The sequence below is a fragment of the Plantibacter sp. M259 genome (assembly GCF_006065115.1).
Lineage (GTDB): Bacteria > Actinomycetota > Actinomycetes > Actinomycetales > Microbacteriaceae > Plantibacter > Plantibacter auratus.
The window spans coordinates 3,825,864-3,847,646 of sequence record NZ_CP040750.1 but is presented as its reverse complement, the minus strand read 5'-3'; the positions used below and the strand labels follow the sequence as shown (position 1 = coordinate 3,847,646).

General features: G+C 69.5%; 22 protein-coding genes and 2 tRNA genes. 9 read left to right on the top strand and 15 right to left on the bottom strand.

Features of this window, described 5'->3' with window-relative positions; all coding sequences use genetic code 11:
* The first annotated feature begins 16 nt into the window (after window positions 1-16).
* The 5 genes from FGL15_RS18010 to FGL15_RS17990 all read left to right on the top strand — a co-directional run bounded on the left by FGL15_RS18010 (window position 17) and on the right by FGL15_RS17990 (window position 5,008).
* On the top strand, window positions 17-1,261 hold the full coding sequence (locus FGL15_RS18010) for a CdaR family transcriptional regulator (RefSeq protein WP_205858641.1): 1,245 nt from the start codon (window positions 17-19) through the stop codon (window positions 1,259-1,261).
* Window positions 1,262-1,373: 112 nt separating this feature from the next.
* Complete coding sequence (locus FGL15_RS18005; protein ID WP_138946921.1) at window positions 1,374-2,297, top strand: ACP S-malonyltransferase; 924 nt, start codon at window positions 1,374-1,376, stop codon at window positions 2,295-2,297.
* A gap of 20 nt (window positions 2,298-2,317) precedes the next feature.
* The gene (locus FGL15_RS18000) at window positions 2,318-3,322 is read left to right on the top strand and encodes a beta-ketoacyl-ACP synthase III (protein ID WP_079705772.1); all 1,005 of its coding nucleotides are present in this window, start codon (window positions 2,318-2,320) and stop codon (window positions 3,320-3,322) included.
* Between the two features lie 59 nt (window positions 3,323-3,381).
* Window positions 3,382-3,630 carry an acyl carrier protein gene (locus tag FGL15_RS17995; protein ID WP_056006457.1) on the top strand — a complete coding sequence of 83 codons (249 nt, stop codon included), beginning with the start codon at window positions 3,382-3,384 and terminating at the stop codon, window positions 3,628-3,630.
* 139 nt (window positions 3,631-3,769) lie between these two features.
* Window positions 3,770-5,008 (top strand): beta-ketoacyl synthase, encoded by a 1,239-nt coding sequence (locus FGL15_RS17990; protein ID WP_071260783.1) that lies wholly within the window; start codon window positions 3,770-3,772, stop codon window positions 5,006-5,008.
* 199 nt (window positions 5,009-5,207) lie between these two features.
* Here FGL15_RS17990 and FGL15_RS17985 read toward each other — a convergent pair whose 3' ends face one another.
* A complete protein-coding gene (locus FGL15_RS17985; RefSeq protein WP_064293650.1) occupies window positions 5,208-5,711 on the bottom strand; it encodes a DUF3145 domain-containing protein in 504 nt (167 codons plus the stop codon).
* 216 nt (window positions 5,712-5,927) lie between these two features.
* Between FGL15_RS17985 and FGL15_RS17980 the strand changes: the two genes are divergently transcribed.
* Window positions 5,928-6,830, top strand: coding sequence for an ROK family protein (locus tag FGL15_RS17980; RefSeq protein WP_138947366.1), 903 nt, complete (start codon window positions 5,928-5,930; stop codon window positions 6,828-6,830).
* A gap of 143 nt (window positions 6,831-6,973) precedes the next feature.
* Here the strand turns inward: FGL15_RS17980 and FGL15_RS17975 are convergent.
* The 3 genes from FGL15_RS17975 to FGL15_RS17965 all read right to left on the bottom strand — a co-directional run bounded on the left by FGL15_RS17975 (window position 6,974) and on the right by FGL15_RS17965 (window position 9,473).
* A tRNA-Ile gene (locus FGL15_RS17975) sits at window positions 6,974-7,048 on the bottom strand.
* A 40-nt stretch (window positions 7,049-7,088) separates the two neighbouring features.
* Window positions 7,089-8,369, bottom strand: a complete 1,281-nt coding sequence (locus FGL15_RS17970; RefSeq protein WP_369821876.1) for a glycosyltransferase — start codon at window positions 8,367-8,369, stop codon at window positions 7,089-7,091.
* Between the two features lie 123 nt (window positions 8,370-8,492).
* Entirely contained in the window at window positions 8,493-9,473 is a 981-nt protein-coding gene (locus FGL15_RS17965) for a DMT family transporter (RefSeq protein ID WP_240773601.1), read from the bottom strand.
* A gap of 70 nt (window positions 9,474-9,543) precedes the next feature.
* Here FGL15_RS17965 and def point away from each other — a divergent pair, with 70 nt between their 5' ends.
* Window positions 9,544-10,110: a peptide deformylase gene (def, locus tag FGL15_RS17960; protein ID WP_138946920.1), complete on the top strand. Its 567-nt coding sequence runs from the start codon at window positions 9,544-9,546 to the stop codon at window positions 10,108-10,110.
* A gap of 199 nt (window positions 10,111-10,309) precedes the next feature.
* On the opposite strand, the gene FGL15_RS17955 is transcribed toward def, so the two are convergent.
* The 5 genes from FGL15_RS17955 to dusB all read right to left on the bottom strand — a co-directional run bounded on the left by FGL15_RS17955 (window position 10,310) and on the right by dusB (window position 15,823).
* Window positions 10,310-10,382, bottom strand: a tRNA-Asn gene (locus FGL15_RS17955).
* Between the two features lie 94 nt (window positions 10,383-10,476).
* Window positions 10,477-11,325 carry an ATP-binding cassette domain-containing protein gene (locus FGL15_RS17950; protein WP_138946919.1) on the bottom strand — a complete coding sequence of 283 codons (849 nt, stop codon included), beginning with the start codon at window positions 11,323-11,325 and terminating at the stop codon, window positions 10,477-10,479.
* 101 nt (window positions 11,326-11,426) lie between these two features.
* On the bottom strand, window positions 11,427-13,301 hold the full coding sequence (gene dnaG, locus FGL15_RS17945; RefSeq protein WP_138946918.1) for a DNA primase: 1,875 nt from the start codon (window positions 13,299-13,301) through the stop codon (window positions 11,427-11,429).
* An 88-nt stretch (window positions 13,302-13,389) separates the two neighbouring features.
* Window positions 13,390-14,637 (bottom strand): deoxyguanosinetriphosphate triphosphohydrolase, encoded by a 1,248-nt coding sequence (locus FGL15_RS17940; RefSeq protein WP_085511054.1) that lies wholly within the window; start codon window positions 14,635-14,637, stop codon window positions 13,390-13,392.
* A 25-nt stretch (window positions 14,638-14,662) separates the two neighbouring features.
* Entirely contained in the window at window positions 14,663-15,823 is a 1,161-nt protein-coding gene (dusB, locus tag FGL15_RS17935; RefSeq protein ID WP_138946917.1) for a tRNA dihydrouridine synthase DusB, read from the bottom strand.
* A 51-nt stretch (window positions 15,824-15,874) separates the two neighbouring features.
* On the opposite strand from dusB, the gene FGL15_RS17930 reads away from it, so the two are divergent.
* A complete protein-coding gene (locus FGL15_RS17930) occupies window positions 15,875-16,393 on the top strand; it encodes an aminoacyl-tRNA deacylase (RefSeq protein ID WP_121291132.1) in 519 nt (172 codons plus the stop codon).
* Here FGL15_RS17930 and FGL15_RS20430 read toward each other — a convergent pair.
* The 4 genes from FGL15_RS20430 to recO are packed head-to-tail and all read right to left on the bottom strand — an operon-like array spanning window position 16,384 to window position 18,794.
* Window positions 16,384-16,533: a hypothetical protein gene (locus tag FGL15_RS20430; protein WP_168223434.1), complete on the bottom strand. Its 150-nt coding sequence runs from the start codon at window positions 16,531-16,533 to the stop codon at window positions 16,384-16,386. The genes FGL15_RS17930 and FGL15_RS20430 overlap by 10 nt on opposite strands.
* The gene (locus tag FGL15_RS17925) at window positions 16,530-17,210 is read right to left on the bottom strand and encodes a DsbA family protein (protein ID WP_085510728.1); all 681 of its coding nucleotides are present in this window, start codon (window positions 17,208-17,210) and stop codon (window positions 16,530-16,532) included. Before FGL15_RS17925 ends, FGL15_RS20430 begins: the two co-directional genes overlap by 4 nt.
* Window positions 17,211-17,238: 28 nt before the next feature.
* The gene (locus tag FGL15_RS17920; protein WP_138946916.1) at window positions 17,239-18,060 is read right to left on the bottom strand and encodes an isoprenyl transferase; all 822 of its coding nucleotides are present in this window, start codon (window positions 18,058-18,060) and stop codon (window positions 17,239-17,241) included.
* Complete coding sequence (gene recO / locus FGL15_RS17915; RefSeq protein ID WP_079705761.1) at window positions 18,057-18,794, bottom strand: DNA repair protein RecO; 738 nt, start codon at window positions 18,792-18,794, stop codon at window positions 18,057-18,059. Before recO ends, FGL15_RS17920 begins: the two co-directional genes overlap by 4 nt.
* An 83-nt stretch (window positions 18,795-18,877) precedes the next feature.
* Between recO and FGL15_RS17910 the strand changes: the two genes are divergently transcribed.
* Window positions 18,878-19,546 (top strand): trimeric intracellular cation channel family protein, encoded by a 669-nt coding sequence (locus tag FGL15_RS17910; protein ID WP_079705760.1) that lies wholly within the window; start codon window positions 18,878-18,880, stop codon window positions 19,544-19,546.
* Window positions 19,547-19,552: 6 nt separating this feature from the next.
* Here the strand turns inward: FGL15_RS17910 and FGL15_RS17905 are convergent, their stop codons facing one another.
* Window positions 19,553-20,965: an ABC transporter permease gene (locus tag FGL15_RS17905; protein ID WP_138946915.1), complete on the bottom strand. Its 1,413-nt coding sequence runs from the start codon at window positions 20,963-20,965 to the stop codon at window positions 19,553-19,555.
* Window positions 20,962-21,720: an ABC transporter ATP-binding protein gene (locus FGL15_RS17900; RefSeq protein WP_079705758.1), complete on the bottom strand. Its 759-nt coding sequence runs from the start codon at window positions 21,718-21,720 to the stop codon at window positions 20,962-20,964. Before FGL15_RS17900 ends, FGL15_RS17905 begins: the two co-directional genes overlap by 4 nt.
* Window positions 21,721-21,783: the final 63 nt, after the last annotated feature.

Here is a 21,783-nt window from a genome sequence, read left to right as displayed (position 1 = left end):
TTCCATCGCTACCACGGTGACGAAGACGAAGACGAAGGCCGAGACACTCGACTGGCTCCGCCGGATCTCGGGTGAGCTCGCGACCGCGACGCTCAAACGCCTCGAGGACACCCTTCCCTGGTACGCCGAGATGCCACCAGGCCGCCGCTCAGCGGTCGGCCTGGTGGCTCAGGCGGGCATCAGTTCGTTCATCTCGTGGTTCGACGATCCCCGGTCGACGCCGTGGATCGCCGCCGACGTGTTCGGGGCGGCTCCTCGCGAGCTGCTCCGTTCCGTCAGCCTGCAGCAGACGCTGCAACTCATCAAGGTCACCGTCGAGGTCGTCGAGGAACGCGTCGCGTCCGGAAGCGTCGACCTCCGAGAGGCGATCCTCCTCTACTCACGGGACATCGCATTCGCCTCGGCCGACGTGTACGCCCGTGCGGCCGAAGCACGCGGCCTGTGGGACGCCCGCCTCGAGGCCCTCGTCGTCGACTCGATCCTCAGTGGCGAGGCCGACGACGAGCTACCGAGCCGGATCGCCGCCCTCGGGTGGCACGGTCACGGCGAGGCCTGCGTCCTGGTCGGGACGACCCCACGGGTGCTCGATGTCGACATGCTCCGCCGGACCGCCCGACACCTCGACGCCGACGTCCTCATCGGCGTCCAGGGCAACCGGCTCGTGCTCGTCCTGGGTCGCGCTGAGCTGCCCAGCACCGAGCCGGGAGACGGCGAGCCCGTCGACGATGCCGAACAGGCCGCCGCGGACGCCCGCACCAGCTCACAACTCACCTTCCTCGACATCGCCGCCAAGCTCGAGCACGGCTTCGGGCCGGGGCACCTGGTGCTCGGTCACGCCGTGCCCTCCCTCATCGAGGCGTCGCGCAGCGCGAAGGCAGCCCTTGCCGGCTTCGCCGTGGCGAAGTCCTGGCGACACGCGCCACGTCCGGTCGCAGCAGACGATCTCCTTCCCGAGCGCGCCCTCGCCGGCGACAACCTCGCGAAGACCACGCTCATCGAACGGGTCTACCGCCCGCTCAAGGACTACTCCGGCGAGCTCGTGACGACGCTCTGGTGCTACCTCGACAACGGCCGCTCGCTCGAAGCGACGGCGCGCGAGCTGTTCGTGCACCCCAACACGGTCCGGTACCGCCTCAAGCGGGTCTCCGAGGTCATCGGATGGGACGCGACCGGTGCCCGCGAGTCGCTCATCCTGCAAGCGGCCCTCATCCTCGGTGCCATCGCTGAGCCCGAGCCGTCCCGACGTCGGCTGACCTCCTGACGCTGGCAGGGCCGTCCGACCGGTCGGTTTTGTTGAGTCCACACAACACATTTTCCAAAGGTTCGTGGTGTTGCTCCACTGCTGGGCGTCCTCCGGTTGGCAGACTAGAGCGGTGATCGTCATCGCCTGCCCTGGACAGGGCTCCCAAACCCCCGGCTTCCTCGACCCCTGGTTGCAGGACGCCTCCGCGAAGGACGCGCTCGCGCGCTTCTCCGACGAAGCCGGGCTCGACCTCGTCAAGCACGGCACCGTCTCCGACGCCGACACCATCCGCGACACCGCGGTGGCCCAGCCGCTCATCGTCGCGGCCGGCATCGTCGCCTTGGACGCCCTGCGGAAGGCCCTCCCCGCCGACGCCGCGCCGTTCGGCGGCATCGCCGGACACTCCGTCGGCGAGATCACCGCGGCCTACGGCGCAGGCATCCTCTCGGACAGCGACGCCATGAGCTTCGTGAGCGAACGCGCCGTGGCCATGGCCGAAGCCGCAGCCACCACCCCGACGGGCATGAGTGCCGTCCTCGGTGGCGACCAGGACGCCGTCGTCGCGCACGTCCGTTCCTTCGGGCTGGAGCCCGCAAACTACAACGGCGGCGGCCAGATCGTCGTCGCCGGTGCGCATGACGCCCTCGCCCGCCTCGCCGACGAGCCGCTCAAGGGCACACGGGTGATCCCGCTGCAGGTCGCAGGCGCCTTCCACACGAGCTACATGGAGTCGGCCCGCGACTGGCTGGCCGGGGCGAGCCGCACGGTCGAGCCCCAGGACCCGACGCTCCGCATCTGGACGAACCACGACGGCACCGAGGTCACCTCGGGTACGGCGTTCTTCGACCTCCTCATCGGTCAGGTCGCCTCCCCGGTACGCTGGGACCTGTGCATGGACGCGTTCAGCGCCGCAGGGATCACCGGACTCATCGAGCTCGCCCCCGCCGGGGCGCTCACCGGACTCGCACGTCGCGGCCTGAAGGGCGTGCCGACGGTCGCCATCAAGACCCCCGACGACCTGCCGGCAGCCCTCGACCTCATCGCCCAGCAGTAGCGCAGACGGAGAACCAGTCAATGACCACCCCCACCCTCAAGCAGTCGCGCGGTCCCGAGTTCACCCGCATCCTCGGCCTCGGCGCAGCTCGCGGAGACCTCAGCGTCCCGAACGACGATCTCGTCGGTCCGATCAACTCGTCCGACGAGTGGATCCAGCAGCGCACCGGAATCGTCACCCGCACGCGGGCGTCGGCCGACGTCAGCGCCGTCGACCTCGCAGCCGAAGCCGGCGCCGAGGCCATCGCGGCCGCGGGCATCTCGCCCGAGCAAGTCGACCTCGTCCTCATCGCGACGATCAGCAATGTCCAGCAGTCCCCGTCGATGGCGGCCGTCGTGGCCGACCGCGTCGGAGCGAACCCCGCTGCCGCCTACGACCTCAACGCCGCATGTGCCGGATACGCCTACGCGATCGCCCAGGCCGACGCACTCATCCGATCGGGCGCGGCCCACTACGCGCTCGTCATCGGCGCAGAGAAGCTGTCCGACATCGTCGACCCGACTGACCGGTCGATCTCGTTCCTCCTCGGCGACGGTGCAGGCGCGGCCGTCGTCGGTCCGAGCGACTTCCCCGGCATCTCCCCCACCGTGTGGGGATCCGACGGCTCGAAGGCCGACGCCGTCGGCATGAGCGGCACGCTCACCGAGTTCCGCGACGGCACGGCTGCCTGGCCGACCCTGCGCCAGGAGGGCCAGACGGTCTTCCGGTGGGCGGTCTGGGAGATGGCCAAGGTCGCCAAGCAGGCCCTGGAGGAAGCGGGCGTCGAAGCCTCCGACCTCGCTGCCTTCATCCCCCACCAGGCGAACATGCGCATCGTCGACGAGTTCGCCAAGCAGCTCAAGCTGCCGGAGACCGTCGTCATCGCGCGCGACATCGAGACCACCGGCAACACCTCGGCGGCATCCATCCCGCTCGCCACCCACCGGCTCCTCCAGGGGCACCCCGAGCTCAGCGGCGGCCTCGCCCTGCAGATCGGGTTCGGCGCCGGACTGGTCTTCGGCGCTCAGGTCGTCGTCCTGCCGTAGCAGGACGCCCGACGCGACTACACTCGACTACGGTCAAACCTCACCCAAGGAGTAGAACAATGGCACTGTCCACCGAAGAAGTCCTCGCCGGCCTGGCCGAGCTGATCAACGACGAGACCGGCATCGCGACCGACACCGTCGAGCTGGACAAGTCGTTCACCGACGACCTCGACATCGACTCGATCTCCATGATGACCATCGTCGTCAACGCGGAGGAGAAGTTCGACGTGAAGATCCCGGACGAAGAAGTCAAGAACCTGAAGACCGTCGGCGACGCCGTCGACTTCATCGTCAAGGCTCAGGGCTAGTCCCAGCGCAGTGCTGAAGGGTCGGCCGGCAGTTGGCCGACCGGCCCTTCAGCGTTCGAGGCGGCTCGTCCGTCCGGACACGGGCTCGACCGCCGCAGGGCTCGGACCCCCTCGTCGTCTCCACAGAAGGTTTGACTGAATGACCACCAAACGCATCGTCATCACCGGCATCGGTGCCACCACTCCCCTCGGCGGCAACGCCACCGACTCCTGGGACAACCTCCTCGCCGGCAAGAGCGGTGCGAGCCGTCTCGAGCAGCCATGGGCTGAAGAACTCGAGCTGCCCGTACGCTTCGCCGCGCAGGCCGCCGTCCCCACCGCGGACATCCTCGACCGTCGTGAGGTCAAGCGCCTCGACCCGTCGAGCCAGTTCGCCCTGATCGCCGCGCGCGAGGCCTGGCAGGACGCCGGCGCCCCCGAGGTCGACCCGGAGCGACTCCTCGTCGACTGGGCCACCGGCATCGGCGGCGTGTGGACGCTCCTCGACGCCTGGGACACCCTGCGCGAGAAGGGCCCCCGCCGCGTCCTCCCCATGACCGTCCCGATGCTCATGCCGAACGGACCGGCAGCGGCGATCGGCATGGACCTCGGTGCCCGAGGCGGAGAGCGGACCGTCGTCTCCGCCTGCGCTTCCAGCACCGAGTCGCTCGCCAACGCGTACGACCACCTCCAGGCCGGCCTCGCCGACATCGTCGTGGCCGGTGGCTCCGAAGCCGCCATCCACCCGCTCCCGCTCGCGTCCTTCGCGGCGATGCAGGCGTTGTCCAAGCGCAACGACGACCCCGCCATCGCCTCGCGTCCCTACGACGTCGACCGCGACGGATTCGTCCTGGGTGAGGGTGCGGCAGCGCTCATCGTCGAGACCGAGGAGCACGCCAAGGCCCGCGGCGCCCGCATCTACGCCGAGCTCCTCGGTGGTGCGGTGACGAGCGACGCGTACCACATCACGGCTCCCGACCCCGAGGGTTCGGCTGCGGCCCGAGCCATGCGTGCAGCCGTCGAGAACGGCGGAGCGTCGCTCGACGACGTCGTCCACGTCAACGCACACGCCACGAGCACGCCCGTCGGCGACATCGCGGAGTACAACGCGCTGCGTCGGGTCTTCGGTGCCCACCTCGACGACATCGCCGTGACGGCCACCAAGGCCTCGACCGGCCACCTCCTCGGCGGCGCGGGTGCCATCGAAGCGGCCTACACGGCGCTCGCCCTGCACCACCGGGTCATCCCGCCGACCATCAACCTCGACAACCAGGATCCGGAGATCCCGCTCGACGTCGTCACGACGCCGCGCGAGCTCGGATCCGGCGACCTGCTCGCCATCAGCAACTCGTTCGGGTTCGGCGGTCACAACGCGGTCGTCGCGTTCCGGAGCTACTGAGCCGTCCGCGACGGAGACGACGACGGGTCGTGGTGCACGCACCACGACCCGTCGTCGTCTACTGACCAGGGTGCCGCCGTTTCGTCACCTCGTGTCTGCCGGGAGTGTCACCGACCTCGCACGGTCCACGCCACGTGGGCACCCTGTCGTCTGTGAAGTTGTCTCGCGTGCGCGGTGCCGCCGCGCCGGCGGGGCCGGATCAGCCCACGTTGTGCAGCCAGATGACGGAGGACCCGTCGCCGGCGTGACGGAACGGCTCGAGTTCGTCGTCCCACGGCTGTCCGAGCGCGACGCGGAGTTCGCGCTGGAGTTCGGCGGCGTTCCCGGCGCCGACCTCCATGGCGTACCGGATGCGATCCTCCGGCACGACCACGTTGCCGATGCTGTCGGTCTGTGCGTAGAAGATCCCGAGGTCGGGCGTGTGCATCCACCGGGCACCGTCGACGCCCTGGGCCGGGTCTTCGCTCACCTCGTAGCGGAGGTGCTCCCAGCCGCGCAGGGCAGAGGCGAGTGCGGCTCCGGTGCCGTGCGGGCCTTCCCAGAAGACCTCGGCACGCTGCGCACCGCGGAGGATCGGTTGGTCTTCCCAGTCGAAACTGATGGCACGACCAAGAGCGCGACCTGCCGCCCATTCGAGGTGCGGGCAGAGCGCGCGAGGCGACGAGTGCACGAACAGCACACCCTTCGTCATCGGTGTCGACATGATTCCTCCACTGCGTCCGGGTGCGTCTTCCCCAACGACCCATGCAGTGTGATCCATGTCGGTGTCCGGCTGACCGGACCTCCGTGTATGCAGTTGTTCGACTCGCGCCGATACGAGCATTATGCCCCATGACCTGGAGGAATGACAACCGTGTCGTTCCCAGTACGCTGGATCGGGAGCCGGCCCGGACTGACGGCCCTCCAGGATGGAGCGGTGATGCACGAGGCCCTCGCGATCGACATCGGCGGCACGAAGGTCGAAGCGGCCGTCGTCGATGCCGAGGGACGGATCCTGCCCGGCACCCGGTTCCGCGGTCCGACGGGCGCCGCCGCCACCCGCGAGGAGCTCGTGGCGTCGATCCTCCAGACCGTCGAACGAAGCATCGCGGCCCATGGCGGGCCGGTGTCCGGTATCGGAATCGGTTCGGCGGGCCCCATCGGCAGGGCCGACGGCACCGTCTCGCCGATCAACCTCCCCCGACTCGCCGACTTCCCCGCCGTGGCAGAGCTCCGGCGCTTCACGTCCGGTCCGGTGGAACTCCGTCTCGACGGCACCTGCATCGCCTTGGCCGAGCACTGGCAGGGCGCACTCCGCGGAACCGAGAACAGCATGGGCATCGTCGTCTCGACCGGGATCGGTGGCGGGATCATCCTCGGATCCCGACTCGTCCCCGGCACCTCGGGCAACGCCGGCCACCTCGGACAGATGCAACTCCGCCGACGCGAACCGGGTGCCGTCGGCACACCCTGGACGTTGGAGGGCATCGCGTCAGGCACCGCGACGGTCGCCTGGGCGCGCGCCCAGGGATGGACCGGCACGACGGGCGAGCAGCTCGGGGCCGACTACGCGGCCGGAACGGAGATCGCCGTCCGCGCCGTCCGACGTTCCGCCGAGGCGGTCGGCGAAGCCCTCTGCAGCATCACGACCCTGCTCGACCTGGAACGCGTCGCGATCGGAGGCGGCTTCTCGCGGGTCTCCCCCGACTACCTCGACCTCGTCCAAGTGGCTGCGACCTCCGCCGCACTGCACGCCTACGCCCGTGAGCTGCGCGTGGTCCCGGCCGGGCTCGACGCCGACGGGCCGCTCATCGGTGCTGCCGCCCTCGTCCTCGCGGACTGACCGGTCCCTGAGCCACCCCGTCCCGGTCCCTGAACCGCCCCATCCCGGTCCCTGAGCCGCCCCATCCCGGTCCCTGAGCTTGTCGAAGGGCACCCTTCGACAAGCTCAGGGACCGGAACCAAGGCTCAGGGGCCGGGTCACGGTAGGGCGGGTGGGACTTGAACCCACGCATCGTTCGGTTATGAGCCGAATGCCTTCACCAGCTTGGCTACCGCCCCGTGCGGAACCCAGTGTACCGAGTGGCCCGCCGGGCGGGAGTCAGTCGCGGGATTCCTGGCGGTCTGCGGTCGCCGTGTGACGCTCGGTCGTCGGGTCGACGACCTGCTCGCCACGGTAGAGCGCTTCGAAGGTGTCGAGCGTGCGCTCGATGTCGTGTGCGGAGACGAGCTCCAACGAGGCGTCCTGCATCCGGCGGTACTCCTCGGGCGAGGCGCTGAGTACCGTCGCGAGCCGCTCGGCCAGGGCGTCGACGTTGCCCGGCTCGAACAGGTAGCCGTTGACCTGATCGTGTACGAGGTGGGGCAGCGCCATGGCGTCGGCCGCGACCACCGGGAGACCGGAGGCCATGGCCTCCATCGTCGCGATGCTCTGCAGCTCCGCGATGGACGGCATCGCGAAGACGGTGGCGTTCGTGTAGGCCTGCTTCACCTCATCGTCGGACACCTTGCCGAGGAATCGGACGCGGTCGCCGATGCCGAGCTGCTGGGTCAGCTGCTCGAGGTTCTTCGCCTGGTCGCCGCCACCGATGACGTCGACGTGGGCGTCGAGTTCCTTCGGGAGTTTCGTGAGCGCGCGCAGGAGCACATCGATCTGCTTCTCGCTCGTGATGCGACCCACGAAGAGGATGGTGTTGCGCTTCCGCGGTTCGAACGACGGCGTGTACTGTCCGGCCTCGATCCCGCAGGAGATCGCGTGCACACCGGTCAGGCCAGTGAACTGCTCCAGGAAGTCAGCGGCCTTGCGCGTCGGGGTCGTCACGGCGAAGGCACGATCGAAGACGCGACGGGCGGCAGCCCACTGCGTCCGGACGAGCCACTCCTGGGTGCGCTTGGGGATGACGGTGAAGTCGAGGATGTTGTCGGGCATGATGTGGTTCGTCGCCACCATGCGGATGCCGCGTTGCTCGGCCTCGATCGAGAGGCCGCGGCCCACCACGATGTGCGACTGCAGGTGCACGACGTCGGGCTTCACGCGGTCGAGGATCTTCCGGGCGTTCCGTCGCATCGACCACGGCATCGCGAAGCGCAGCCAGTCGTGCGGGTACCACCGGAGGCTGAAGAGACGGTGCGCCGTCATCGTCTGACCCTCGTGGGTCTCCTTCCACGTGCCGAACTTGCGCGAGCCCGCGGGCGCGACGATGTGGACGTCGTGGCCTCGGCGGACGAGTCCGGCCGCGAGGCGTTCGGCGAAGCGTGCGGCGCCGTTCACGTCGGGCGAGAAGGTGTCGGCACCGATGACCACCCGCAGCGGCTTGTGGGTGTCGGCGCTCGGCGTCGTGCTGGACGCCTTCGCGAGGTGCTGGTCGTCGGGAGAAGTCAAGGTATCGGTGATTCCTCTGTGCTTGGCCAGTGATGTGAGGGGGTGCGGGCGGTCGCTCACGACCCTGATGCGGCGCGGAACGCCATGCTCAAGCATACCTGCAGCCCGTTCGGGCTCCAGGGCTCAGGCGGGCGCGTCGCCGGTCGCGAGGGCCTTCGCGGCTGCTGCGGCCGCCGGCGTCTGGCTCACCTGTGGGTGATGGCGAGCGAGCTGGAAGACTCCCCACACGGCGATCGCGCCGGCCACGACGAAGCCGAAACCTGCCCAGAACGGCGCGTTGCTCGCCTCCCCCAGCACGATGATGCCGATGGCGACCGCGATCATCGGATCGATGACGGTGAGGCCCGCGATGACCAGGTCGGGAGGCCCCGAGGAGTAGGCGGTCTGCACGAAGTAGCCGCCGAGCGCACTCGCGGCGACGAGGCCGAGCCCGCAGAGGACCGTGAGCCAGTCGAACTCGCCCTGCTGCAGCCGTCCGATGATGACCTTGGCGAGCGTCGCGACGAAGCCGTAGAGCACGCCGGTCCCGACGATGTAGAAGATGGCCGTGAAGCGGGAGCGGAACAGCATGAAGCCGAGTCCGAACACGACGAGCACGACACCGAGCATCACCAGGATCGTGACGAGTTCGGCCTCGGTGATCCGGTGCTCGCCCGTGAAGACCGCGGCGATCGTCACGAAGAGGCCGACACCGCCGACGCAGGCGACGATCGCGACGACCGATCGACGGTTCAACCGGACACCGCTGATCCGGCTGTTCACCACCGCTGTGATGACGAGGGCGACCGCGCCCAACGGCTGGACGAGGGTGATCGGTGCGAGGGACAGGCTGCCGAGCTGGAGCACGATCGCGAGCCCGAGCATGACCGTTCCGGTCACCCAGGACGGCCGACTGAGCAGCGCCACGAGCTGAGCGACGTTGAGCCCCGAGGTCGCGTCGGTACTGCTCGACGACTCGACCTTCGCCACACCCCGGTGCTGCAGCTGCGCGCCGAGCGAGAGGAAGACGGCGCCGAGGAGCGCGAACGGGATACCGAGGAGCTGCGAGGGGTTGCGGGTGAAGTCGTCCGCGAGGTCGGCGATGTCGATGGCGGAGGGGATCACCCGTCGAGGCTACCCCGTGGTTCCGCCGATCCCGGCGCGGCAGGCCGAGCCCAGCGGATAGGCTCGAGCAATGGCAATTCTCGAGATCTGTGTGACCGGCGACCCGGTGCTCCACTCCGTCGCCCGGCCGGTCACCACCGTGGACGACGACCTCCGGCAGCTCGTCGCCGACATGTACGAGACCATGGACCTCGCTCCCGGCGTCGGACTCGCGGCCCCGCAGGTCGGCGTCCCGCTCCGTCTCTTCGTCTACAGCTACGAGGACGACGACGGCCAGCCCTGGCGTGGCGTCGCGATCAACCCGGTGCTGTGGATCAGTCCCCCGCCGGTCGGTGAGCTCGACGAGGAAGCCGAGTCGGAGGGCTGCCTCTCCGTCCCCGGCGAGCGGCACCCGCTCCGTCGCGCGGAAGCAGCCATGCTCATCGGGACCGACCTCGAGGGAGCCCCGGTCGAGCTCCGTGTCGTCGGCTGGAGGGCACGCATCCTGCAGCACGAGTTCGACCACCTCAACGGCGTGCTCTACGTGGACCGCCTCGAACTACCGCACTCGCGCCGAGCGGCGAAGGCGATCCGCAAGGCGGGCTGGGGCGTCCCCGGAATCTCCTGGCTGCCAGGTCGCGACGACCTCGAGGGCTGAACCACCTCGACGGACACGACGCCGGCACGATCGACACGGCATCACCTCGACCGGCGCAGGGTGTCCGGACATGCAACGAGGCCCGAAGAGTGGAGTCTTCGGGCCTCGTGGACCAGTCTACGGCGTCCCTGGCGGTTTCGTGAAACCGGCCTCCAACGACGAATCCCCCGGTCCGTATGGACCGAGGGATTCTGTACAGCTCCTCGAGTTGGACTCGAACCAACAACCTATCGATTAACAGTCGATTGCTCTGCCAATTGAGCTATCGAGGAATACGTGCTTCGACCGGCCGGACGAATCCGGCCTCTGCGTTGCAGCGCGTATCTACTGTAGCAAAGGATTCGCAGACTCCAAATCGACACGCGATCAATCGATGCCGACGGCCTCGGGCGTCTCGTACTGGGTCTCGGTGCCGCCCGACTGGGCGAGCGCCGCGAGGAACTCGTGCGGCGGATCGGCGAGCATCGCGTCGATCGGGCCGTAGCCCACGACCCGCGACTGGTGGAGCGCCAGGACGTCGTCGGTCACCTCGCGGAGCATCGCGAGGTCGTGTGTCACGACGATCACCGTGCCGCCGTCGCGTCGGAACCCGTCGAGCAACTCGGTCACCGTGTGCCGGACCGTGATGTCGATGCCGGCCGTCGGTTCGTCGGCGATGAACGCCCTCGGGCCGAGGACGAGGGCACGCGCGATGGCGATGCGCTGTCGCTGACCACCACTCAGCTCGTAGGGGTACTTGTCGAGGCTGGAGAGCGGCATCTGCACGGCGTCCAGCAGTGTTGCGACTCGGACGCCGAGTGCCTGCTCGCTGAACTTCTTGTCGCGTGCGAGGACGGGTTCCGAGATGAGTTCCGTGACGGTGAGCTCGGGCTTCAGATGCGCGCCGGCCTCCTGCTCGAGCAGCGACACCTCGAACGTGAGCTTCGTGAGTTCCCTGCGGCCCACCTTGCGCATGGAGCGACCGAGCGTGCTCGCGTCGCCGCCGGACACGAACGGACGGGAGTCCGCGCCGGTCAGGTGGCGTCCGGACAGCACCCGCAGGAGCGTGCTCTTCCCCGAGCCGGAGCTGCCGATGACCCCGAGCGAGCCGCCGACGGGCAGCTCGAAGCTGATGCCGTCCAGCGCTCGGTTGCTCGGACTCACGCCGTGCGCGGCGTAGTCGACGCTCAGATCACTCGCCCGGACCGCCGGTCCGTCCTGCTCTGGGTGCTTCATGAGACCTCTCCTTCCGGTGCACGGGGAGCCACCGGATCGCCATCGAGTGTATCCGGCGATCCCGGCGGGCCACGTGCCACGCTCGGAGGAGGCCGACCGCGTCAGGCCTCGGCGCGGAGCGCACGCCGTTCCGCCTCGACGTCCGCGAGCTGCCGGGTGATCTCCCGGTGGGACTCGTCGCGGGGGTCGGTGCGACGCAACGACCCGAGCAATGCCGCCTTGCGACCGAGGAGGTCGCGGTCGATCAGTGCCCGTGCGATGTCCCGGACGTAGCTCGGCAGCTTCTCCTCGTTCGTCTCGGGCAGTGGTGACACCCCGAGCTCGCGGACCAGTCCGTCGAAGCCGGGTGGGACCTGCGCGATGACGGTCTCGAGCCAGGCGTTCGTCCCGAGGTGGTCGAGGCTCACACTCATGGCGTCGCGCACCACGGCGAGGGAACTGTTGGCGACCGCGCTCTGGACCGCGCGCTCCAGCATGGGGCGTTCGAGGTGCTGGGGCAGCTGCAGGATCGCCCGGAGGGCGTCTTGCTCGAGGCGCGTCGACGGATCCTTGGGCAGGTCGTTGAGCGAGGCCTGCCGCTCGCGCGGCGGCTCGGCAGCGGGTGAGCCGGGACCCTGCTGGCGGGCGTCTCGGGCCGAGTTCTGCGAGCCTCCTGCGGCGGCACCGCCAGCGGCCCGCACGGCGCGAGCCACCTCGTCGAGTTCCATGCCGAGCTGCTTCGCGAGCACCCTCGTGTACCCGGGACGGAGCGAGGGGTCGCGGATCTCGGCGACGACCGGCGCGGCCGCGCGGAGTGCGCCGACGCGGCCCTCGACCGTCTCGAGGTCGAAGCCCGCCAGCGTCCGCCGGATGATGAACTCGAACATCGGCTCCCGGCCGTCGACGAGCTTCCGGATGGCGCCGTCGCCGCGGTTGAGGCGGAGGTCGCAGGGGTCGAGGCCGTCGGAGGACACGGCGACATACGTCTGGGCGGAGAACCGCTTCTCCTCGCCGAACGCACGCGTCGCGGCCTTCTGCCCGGCCTCATCGGGGTCGAACGTGAAGATGACCTCGCCGGTGGCGGAGTCGTCGCCCATGACGCGGCGGATCATCTTGATGTGGTCGACCCCGAAGGAGGTCCCGCAGGTCGCCACCGCGGTGGTCTCCCCCGCCAGGTGGCAGGCCATGACGTCGGTGTACCCCTCGACGACGACGACGCGCTTGCCGCGCGAGATGTCGCGTTTGGCGAGGTCGAGTCCGTAGAGGACCTGCGCCTTGTGGTAGATCGCCGTCTCGGGGGTGTTGAGGTACTTCGGCCCCTTGTCGTCTTCGCGGAGGCGCCGGGCGCCGAAGCCGAGCACCTGGCCGGTGGTGTCGCGGATGGGCCAGATGAGGCGCCCGCGGAACCGGTCGTAAGCCCCGCGGTCGCCGCTCGACACGAGCCCGGCCGCGAGCATCTCCTCGTCGGAGAATCCGCGAGACCGCAGCGCCTTCATGAGGTGGTCCCAACCGGCAGGCGCGAACCCGATCCCGAAGTGGTCGGCAGCGGCGGCGTCGAAGCCTCGTTCGCCGAGGAACCGTCGCCCGAGGTCGGCATCGCCGTCGTGGAGCTGCTGCTGGAAGTACTCGGCGGCAGCCTGGTTGGCGGCGAAGAGGCGAGCCCGGTTGCCGTGGTCGACCTTGCCGCCGCCCTCCTCGTAGCTGAGCGGGTAGCCGATGCGCTGCGCGAGACGTTCCACCGACTCGGCGAACGTCACGTGGTCCATCTTCTGCAGGAAGCTGTAGACGTCGCCGCTCTCGCCGCAGCCGAAGCAGTGGTACAGCCCGACCGTGGGGCGCACATGGAAGCTCGGGCTGCGTTCGTCGTGGAAGGGGCACAAGCCCTTCAGCGAGCCGACGCCGGCGGACTTCAGCGAGACGTAGTCACCGACGACGTCGCCGATGTTGGTGCGTGCCTTGACCTCTTCAACATCGCTCTGTCGAATCCGTCCGGCCATGCTTCGATCCTAGTCTCGTGCGTCCATCGTCCATCCCTGAGGGCCTCCGCACAGCGGAGTCGGAGGGCCGCTCCCGTGTGGAGGAGCGTCAGGCGCCGACGTGCCGTTCGTGCCAGGAGAGGGCGCTCTGATCCGTCAGGCTCGCGATCTGGTCGACGACGACACGACGGCGTTCCGCATCGGACCCGGCTGCCCGCCAGTCCGCCGCGAAGCCGACGTCGAGGGCCGACTCCCCGAGCGCGAACACCGCGTCCGACAGTTCGATGAGGATCTCCCGCTGCCGGACGTACAGCGGCTGGCGGGAGTCGCTGTACATCACGAACGCGGCCACGATCCCCTTGAGAAGCGCGATCTCGGCCTGGATGCCGTGGGGCACCACGACGTCCGCCCCGAAACGCACGAGGCTGGCCTGCGGGAAGGCCTCCCGGGTCGCCGCGGTCGCCGCACCGGCGAACCGGCCGATCATCTGGCTCGTGAAGTTCTTGAGCCGGCCGAGGTCGCGCCGGGAGCCGTCCCAGGCGGTGATCCAGGTGTGCGAGGACTGCAGCCGGTCGAAGGCGGCGGCGAGGTCGTCGTGGGTGAAGTCGTCGCCGGCCCAGGACAGCGCTGTGTCGATCAGGCGGTCGTGTCCTGCGCGCGCGTTCAGGAACGCCGGGTCGATGTACTCCCCGACGACGGCGTCCTCGAAGTCGTGCACGGAGTAGGCGATGTCGTCCGCGAGGTCCATGACCTGCGCCTCGACGCAGCGGACGCGCTCGGGAGCACCGGCTCGCAACCAGCGGAAGGCCGCAGAGTCCTCGTCGAAGAACCCGAACTTGGCGCGACCACCGGGATCCGGCACCGACTGGGCGGCCGGCCACGGGTACTTGCAGCTGGCGTCGAGGCTCGCGCGGGTGAGGTTCAGACCGTACGGCTCGCCGTCGGGACCGAAGACCTTGGATTCGAGGCGCGTGAGGATCCGCAGGGTCTGGGCGTTGCCCTCGAACCCGCCGATCGCGGCGGACCAGTCGTTGAGTGCTCGTTCGCCGTTGTGCCCGAACGGCGGATGACCGAGGTCGTGCGCGAGGCACGCCGTGTCGACGACGTCCGGAGCGAGGTCGAGGCTGGCCGCCAGTTCGCGACCGACCTGCGCCACCTCGAGGGAGTGGGTCAGCCGGTTCCGGGCGAAGTCGACGCCACTCGTCGGGCTGAGCACCTGGGTCTTGGCGGCGAGTCGCCGGAGGGCGCTGGAGTGCAACAGCCGTGCACGATCGCGCGCGAAGTCGGAGCGTCGCGTCGAGTGGTGCTCGGGCATCCAGCGTTCTTCGTCGTGCAGGGTGTAGCCGTCCCGGTCCATGGAGACGCTCCCCTGCTCGATGATGCTATCCGCCACTGTGGTCCAGTTCCGCTCCCGCGATCTCGGTCTGCTCGTCGGCTCCCAGTGACTGCGAGTCGAGCCAGCCGTACGGCAGTGCCGGTCGTTTCGGCGTACCGGCGCGCCCGCGCTGCCCTTCGGCTGCGGCGCCCGGGTAGGGGGCCGTCCAGTCGAGGGTCGCGAGCAGGTCGTCGAGCTGGTCGAGCGACTCCACGGTCGCGAGGCTCGCGCGGAGGTCCCCACCGACGGGGTACCCCTTGAAGTACCACGCGACGTGCTTTCGGATGTCGCGGCAGCCGCGCTCCTCACTCTCGAAGAACTCGGCCAGGAGCTCGGCGTGACGCCGGAACGCGGCCGCGACGTCGCCCAGGGACGGCTCCGCCTTGCCGCCCTCACCGGCGAACGCCGAGCTGAGGTCGCCGAAGAGCCAGGGGCGACCGAGGCAACCGCGGCCAACGACGACGCCGTCGCAACCCGTCTCGTCGACCATCCTCAGGGCGTCCTCGCCCGACCAGATGTCGCCGTTCCCGAGGACCGGCACCGAGGTGACCGTCTCCTTGAGCTTGGTGATCGCCGACCAGTCCGCGTGGCCGGAGTAGAACTCGGCGGCGGTCCTGGCGTGCAGCGCGATCGACGCCACACCGGCGCCCTCGGCGATCCGGCCTGCCTCGAGGTAGGTGAGGTGGTCGGAGTCGATGCCCTTGCGCATCTTGATCGTGAGCGGGACGTCGCCGGCGGCACGGACCGCGCCCTCGACGATGTCGCGGAAGAGCCCCGTCTTCCACGGCAGCGCCGCTCCCCCGCCCTTGCGGGTGACCTTGGGCACCGGGCAGCCGAAGTTGAGGTCGATGTGGTCGGCGCGATCCTCGGCGACGAGCATGGTGACGGCCTCGGCGACCGTCTTCGGGTCGACGCCGTAGAGCTGGACGGAGCGGAGCGTCTCGCTCTCGTGGTGCTGGATGAGCCGCATGGTCTCCGGCGTGCGTTCGACGAGCGCACGGGAGGTGATCATCTCGCTGACGTACAGTCCGGCACCGTATTCACGGCACAGTCGACGGAACGCCGTGTTGGTGATCCCGGCCATGGGAGCGAGCACGACCGGCGAGTCGAGCACGATGGGCCCGATCGCGAGGCTCGGGCGCTGCGAGAGCGTGGTAGGAAGAGACATCACCCTCGATTCTCCCAGATGATCGGCGCTCCCGCGCCCAGTGAGGACCACATGTCAGACGCCGTCCCGCCCGCCGACCTCCAGCCGTCCGGCCGCGAGCGCGTCCGAGCAGCGGCCGCCGCACTCGGTCTCGACGTGGAGCTGGTCGAGCGACCGCCCGCGCGCAGTCTCCACGAGGCGGCGGAGCTGCTCGGCATCGAGCCCGCGGACATCGTCAAGACGATCGTCGTGAAGCGTCGCAGCGGCGACTACCTCTTCGCCCTCGTGCCGGGCGGCCGGAAGATCTCCTGGCCGCCGTTCCGCACGCTGCTCGGTGTGAACAAGCTCGCGATGCCGGACGCGGCGACCGCGTTCCAGGCGACCGGCTACGAGCGCGGCACCATCACCGTTCTGGGTGCGAGCGCTCCACTCCCGGTCTACGCGGACGAGCGCATCCTCGAGCGCGGTGGGCGCATCTCGATCGGCGCCGGCGAGCACGGGTGGAGCGCCTTCGTCGACGCGGCCGAGTACCTCACCGCCATCGGCGCCGTCACCGCGGACCTCACCGAGCCGGAGGACCCTCAGTCCTGAGCCGGCTCCGGCGGGAGCACGAGGCAGCTGTCGCCCTCGCAGACGACGGCGTCGCCCCCGAGGAGTCGGAGCGCCGGCCGGACCGTCGCGGGCTGCTGATCATCGACGCTGCGCTCAGAGGACGTCGTCTCCGTGCTCACGCCTGCACCGGCTCGGTGCTCGCGCGTTCCGTCCAGACCTGCTCGAGGACCTGCGTGAACGCGGCCGCCTCCTGCGCCCCGGACACCCCGTAGGCGCCGTCGATGACGAAGAACGGGACGCCCTGGATGCCATACCCCTGTGCCGTCGCCTGGTCCTCGCGGACCGCCTGCGTGTACTGGCCGGATTCCAGCGCCGAGACCACGGCGGACCGGTCGAGCCCCACCTCGACGGCGAGGTCGGCGAGGTCCTCGATGCGACCGACATGGCGGCCCTCGGTGAAGTAGGCCCGCAGGAGGCGCTCGGTCATCTCGAGCTGCTTCCCCTCCGCCTTGGCGAGGTGCAGCAGTTCGTGCGCCTTCACCGTGTTCGTGTGCTGGAGGATGCCGAAGTCGTACTCGAGACCGGCGTCCGAGGCGATCCCCGTGACCCGATCGAGCATCTGCTGCACCTGGTCGGCCGGCATGCCCTTGTGCTTCACGAGGAAGTCGATCTCGGTGCCGTCGAAGTCGACCGGGGTGTCGGGTGCCAGCTCGAAGGAGTGGTACTCGACCTCGACCTCGCGTCCGTCGCCGAGCTGAGCGAACTCCGCCGCACCCCGCTCGAACTTGCGCTTTCCGATGTAGCACCACGGGCAGGCGATGTCGGACCAGATGTCGATCTTGATGGGTTCACTCATGTCAGGGCCAACCACCGACACCCGTCGGTCATTCCCCCGAGGGAGCCGGGGCGTCTGGCACGTCGCGCGCGCCACCGAACCGACGGTCGCGTCCGGCGTACCGCTCGACAGCCTCCCAGAGCTGACGCCGCCCGAAATCGGGCCAGAGGGTGTCGAGGAAGACCATCTCCGCGTAGGCCGACTGCCACAGCTGGAAGTTGCTGGTGCGCTGCTCTCCGGAGCTCCGGACGAAGAGGTCGACGTCCGGGAGGTCGGGCAGGTAGAGCCGGCTCTGGACGAGACGCTCCGAGACGGCCGACGGCTTGATGCGGCCGGCGGCGACGTCGTCGGCGATGCTGCGGACCGCGTCGACGATCTCGTTGCGACCGCCGTAGTTGACGCACATGGTGAGCGTCAGGCGGTCGTTGCCGCGCGTCAGCTCCTCCGCCGTCTGGAGTTCCTTGATGACCGAGGTCCACAACCGCGGCCGACGCCCAGACCAGCGCACGCGCACGCCCCACTCGTTCAGTTGGTCGCGCCGTCGATGGAGCACCTCGCGATTGAACCCCATGAGGAAGCGGACCTCGTCGGGCGAGCGCTTCCAGTTCTCCGTCGAGAACGCGTACACCGACAGGTGCTTGATCCCGAGTTGCAGGGCACCGGCCACGACGTCGAGGAGCGCGGCCTCACCCGCCTTGTGCCCTTCGACACGCGTGAGTCCGCGTCGGTTCGCCCACCGGCCGTTGCCGTCCATGACGATCGCGACGTGCGACGGCACCTCGCCCTTCGCGAACTCGGGCGGGACCTCCCCCGTCCAGTCGATCGGTTTGAACGGCACCGCGTCGCGGTGGGTGTAAGGCTTCGGGGTCACCCGCGGCTCCGATCCTGTTCGAGGTGCGCGAGCGACCGCAGGCCGCGCTCCAGATGCCATTGCGCGTAGGCGGCGGTGAACCCGCTCGCCCGTGAGGCCGTCTGCTCGGCGGCGGCCTCCGCGTACTCCCAGTCGCCGGAGAGCAGCGCTCCGAGGAGCGAGAGGGTGTCGGCGTCGAGCCGAGGGCTCCCCGAGGGCGCGCAGTCGTCGCACACGACCCCGCCGAGCTGCACGACGACGTGCGAGTACTCGCCCTCCGTGCCGCACCTCGAGCAGGCACCGAAGCTCGGTGCCCAACCGGCGAGCGAGAACGCCCGGAGGAGGTAGGAGTCGAGGGTGAGCCGCGGACCGTGCTCGTGCTTCGAGAGCGACCGCAGGGCGCCGACGAGCAGCAGGTACTGCTGCAGGGAGCCCTCGGACTCCGTCAGGCGATCCGCCGCCTCGACCATCGCGCTCGCGGCCGTGTAGCTCCCGTAGTCGGCGCTGATCTCGGCGCCGTACGAGCCGAGCGACTCGGCCTGGGTGATGGTGTCGAGGCTGCGGCCCTCGTAGAACTGGACGTCGGCGACCATGAACGGCTCGAGCCGGGACCCGAACTTCGAGCCGGTGCGACGGACACCCTTGGCGACCGCCCGGATCTTGCCCCTGCTGCGTGAGAGCATGGTGACGATGCGATCGGCCTCGCCGAGCTTGTGGGTCCGCAACACCACCACTTCGTCTCGATATACCGGCACGCATCGATTATCCCGCCTCGCACCGACAACGTGACCCGGGAACCGCCGTCGGGGATCGAAGGAGCGCCTGGAGAGATGAAGCCGTGAACGAGGTCCTCTTCGTCGTTCCGCTGTGGGTCGACCTCTCGGCGGTCGCCATCGGCGCCGTCCAGGGTGCGATGTTCGCCGCCAGATTCCAGGATCGTCAGCTCGACTGGCTCGGGGTCGCCATCATCGGCGTCGTCGTCGGACTCGGTGGCGGTCTCATCCGCGACATCCTCCTCGGACAGGTGCCGGCGTCCCTCCAGAACAACTGGTACCTCCCCGTCGCCTCGGGAGCCGCCCTGCTCGGGATGTTCCTCCTGCGCACCATCACGAGGCTCGGGCCGGTCATCATCGGTCTCGACGCCCTGACGATCGGCATGTTCGGAGCGATCGGCTCCACCAAAGCCCTGGCAGCCGGCCTGCCGGTCATCCCGGCGATCTTCGTCGGCACCGTCTCCGCTGTCGGAGGATCGGTGCTCCGCGACGTCATGCTCGGTGTCCCCGTCGCCCTCATGCACGTCGGGTCGCTCTACGCCGTGGCGGCCGCGGTCGGGACCGCCCTCCTCGTCCTCGCCGTGACCTTCGGTGCGCCGCTCGGGATCGCGGCGATCGTCGGCGTCTCCTCGACCGCGGTGATCCGCCTCCTGGCCGTCCGGTTCGGGTGGACGTTGCCGGAGCAGCGCCAGATCGGCGGGTGGCGGATCTGGCGCCGCTCGACGCGCGGCTGAGTCGTCTCAGTCGACCGCGAGTGCCGCGACGGGTGCGATCCGGGTCGCACGACGTGACGGGGCCACCGAGGCCGCAGCCGTGAGGAGTGCGGCGAGCACGACGATGACCGCGACGATGGCCCACGGGATGACCGGGAAGATCAGCCCGGGCGAGCCGTTGATCGCGCCGAGCATCGACTGGGCACCGGCCCAGCCGTAGAACGTCCCGAGGACGAGGCCGACGACGACGGCCGCGATGGTCAACTGCGCCGCCTCGATCACGATCATGCGACGGATCTGCGCCGCCGAGAATCCGAGTGCACGGAGCAGCCCGAGTTCGCGGGTGCGTTGCAGGACGCTGAGCGAGAGGTTGTTGACCATCCCGACCGCGGCGATGAGCGCGCTCAGCCCGATGAGGGCGGAGAAGACGCCGACGGTCGTCGCGACCACGGCCTGCGTGCCCTCGTAGACCTCCGGATTCGCAGCCTGCGCGTTCAGCACGAACTCCTGGAAGTTGGCCGCTGCGACCGCGAACATCGTCACGAGGGTGACGCCGATCACCAGACCGATCGTGGTTCGTGAACTGCGCTCCGGGTAGCGGACGGCGTTCTCGGCGGCGAGTCGAGCCGTCGCGGAGGTGCCGAACAGCCGACCGACCAACCGCAGCGCCGGCGGCATCACGAGGTGCGCACCGAGCACGAGGCCGGAGAAGGAGACGATCCCGCCGACGATGCCGATGAGCACGCCGAGCGGCGACACGAGCCCGACGCCGACACCGGCGAGCAGGAGCAGGACACCGACCACGAAGAGACCGATCGCGACGGCGTTCCGCGCGGGCCGAGCGGTGGCCTCCTCCCGGCTCAACTCCTGCGATCCCCCGATCGCCTGCATCGGGGTGACCGTCAGGACGCGACGCGCGCCGATCCAGGACGCGAGCCACGTGGTCAGGACGACCGCGACGACCGGCAGGAGGACCGCCGGTTCGACGATCGCGTACGGCAGCTCGGGCAGCACACCGGTCGCGACGCCGATCCGCACGAGCGCGAAGGTCGCGAGGAGTCCGACGAGCAACCCTGCTCCCCCGCCGAGCAGGCCGACGACGACGCCCTCCTTCGCGACTGCGCGACGCTGCGATCGCGCCGTCGAACCGATCAGGCGGAGCAGCGCGATCGTCCTCGTCCGCCCGGCGACGATCGTCGCGAACGTGTTCGCCGTGACGATCGCACCGACGTACACCGCCAACGAGACGAACACGGCGGCCGCGAGGATGAGCATGATGACCACGGTGCCGCTGGACCCCGTGACGTCGTCGGCCAGGATGAAGGTGGAGAGCACACTCGTGACCATGAGCAACAGGACGCCGAACGAGGCGCTGAGCGTCGCGACGAGGAGGCTCGCGCGATGCTCACGGGCCCGAGGCTTGAGATCAGCCCGGCTCATGCCGCACGCTCCATGCCGAGCATGAGCGCTGAGATCTGCTCGGCGGTCGATCGGGGACGGTCCTCGACCACCCGGCCGTCCGCGAGGAACACGATCCGGTCCGCGTAGCTCGCGGCGATCGGGTCGTGCGTCACCATCGCGATGCTCTGTCCGTATTCGGTGCTGGCCGCCGCCAGCAGGGCCAGGACGCTCCGCCCGGTGCGGGAGTCGAGGTTGCCGGTCGGTTCGTCCGCGAAGAGCAGCTCGGGTCGCGTCGCCAGGGCACGCGCGATCGCGACGCGCTGTTGCTGTCCGCCTGAGAGTTCGTGCGGGCGGTGCCCGAGTCGTGAGGCGAGTCCGAGCGTGCTCACGAGGACGTCGATCCAGCTCTGCTCCTCACCGGTCGGACGTCGGGCGTCGAGTTCGAAGGGCAGTCGGATGTTGGCCGCGACGTCGAGGGTCGGGACCAGGTTGAAGGCCTGGAACACGAACCCGACACGACGCCGACGGAGGATCGTGAGCTGCCCGTCGTCGAGGTCCGTGATGTCCTGGTCGCCGAGGCGCACCCGCCCCGCGGTGGCCTGGTCGAGGCCGGCCATGATGTGCATGAGCGTCGACTTGCCCGAGCCGCTCGGGCCCATGATGGCGGTGAACCGACCCCGCTCGATCTCGAGGTCGACGCCGTCGAGGGCGACGACCTGGTTGTCGGCGGGTCCGTAGCTCTTCCGGAGTCCGTGGACGCTGGCGACGACGGACGGTTGTGCTGAAGTGGTCATACTCCGAAGCTACGGAGTGAGGTGCCGGGTGCGCGTCGGGCGCACGAGCGACCCTGGTACATC

Excerpts from the sequence above, each read along its gene's own strand:
- FGL15_RS17990 (WP_071260783.1), top strand. The coding sequence starts at position 3,770 with ATGACCACCAAACGCATCGTCATCACCGGCATCGGTGCCACCACTCCC.
- dnaG (WP_138946918.1), bottom strand. The coding sequence starts at position 13,301 with ATGGCCGGACGGATTCGACAGAGCGATGTTGAAGAGGTCAAGGCACGC.
- FGL15_RS17905 (WP_138946915.1), bottom strand. The coding sequence starts at position 20,965 with ATGAGCCGGGCTGATCTCAAGCCTCGGGCCCGTGAGCATCGCGCGAGC.
- def (WP_138946920.1), top strand. The coding sequence starts at position 9,544 with ATGGCAATTCTCGAGATCTGTGTGACCGGCGACCCGGTGCTCCACTCC.
- dusB (WP_138946917.1), bottom strand. The coding sequence starts at position 15,823 with ATGTCTCTTCCTACCACGCTCTCGCAGCGCCCGAGCCTCGCGATCGGG.
- FGL15_RS17930 (WP_121291132.1), top strand. The coding sequence starts at position 15,875 with ATGTCAGACGCCGTCCCGCCCGCCGACCTCCAGCCGTCCGGCCGCGAG.
- FGL15_RS17980 (WP_138947366.1), top strand. The coding sequence starts at position 5,928 with ATGCACGAGGCCCTCGCGATCGACATCGGCGGCACGAAGGTCGAAGCG.
- FGL15_RS17925 (WP_085510728.1), bottom strand. The coding sequence starts at position 17,210 with ATGAGTGAACCCATCAAGATCGACATCTGGTCCGACATCGCCTGCCCG.
- FGL15_RS17950 (WP_138946919.1), bottom strand. The coding sequence starts at position 11,325 with ATGAAGCACCCAGAGCAGGACGGACCGGCGGTCCGGGCGAGTGATCTG.
- FGL15_RS17985 (WP_064293650.1), bottom strand. The coding sequence starts at position 5,711 with ATGTCGACACCGATGACGAAGGGTGTGCTGTTCGTGCACTCGTCGCCT.
- FGL15_RS17940 (WP_085511054.1), bottom strand. The coding sequence starts at position 14,637 with ATGGACCGGGACGGCTACACCCTGCACGACGAAGAACGCTGGATGCCC.
- FGL15_RS17995 (WP_056006457.1), top strand. The coding sequence starts at position 3,382 with ATGGCACTGTCCACCGAAGAAGTCCTCGCCGGCCTGGCCGAGCTGATC.
- FGL15_RS18000 (WP_079705772.1), top strand. The coding sequence starts at position 2,318 with ATGACCACCCCCACCCTCAAGCAGTCGCGCGGTCCCGAGTTCACCCGC.
- FGL15_RS17900 (WP_079705758.1), bottom strand. The coding sequence starts at position 21,720 with ATGACCACTTCAGCACAACCGTCCGTCGTCGCCAGCGTCCACGGACTC.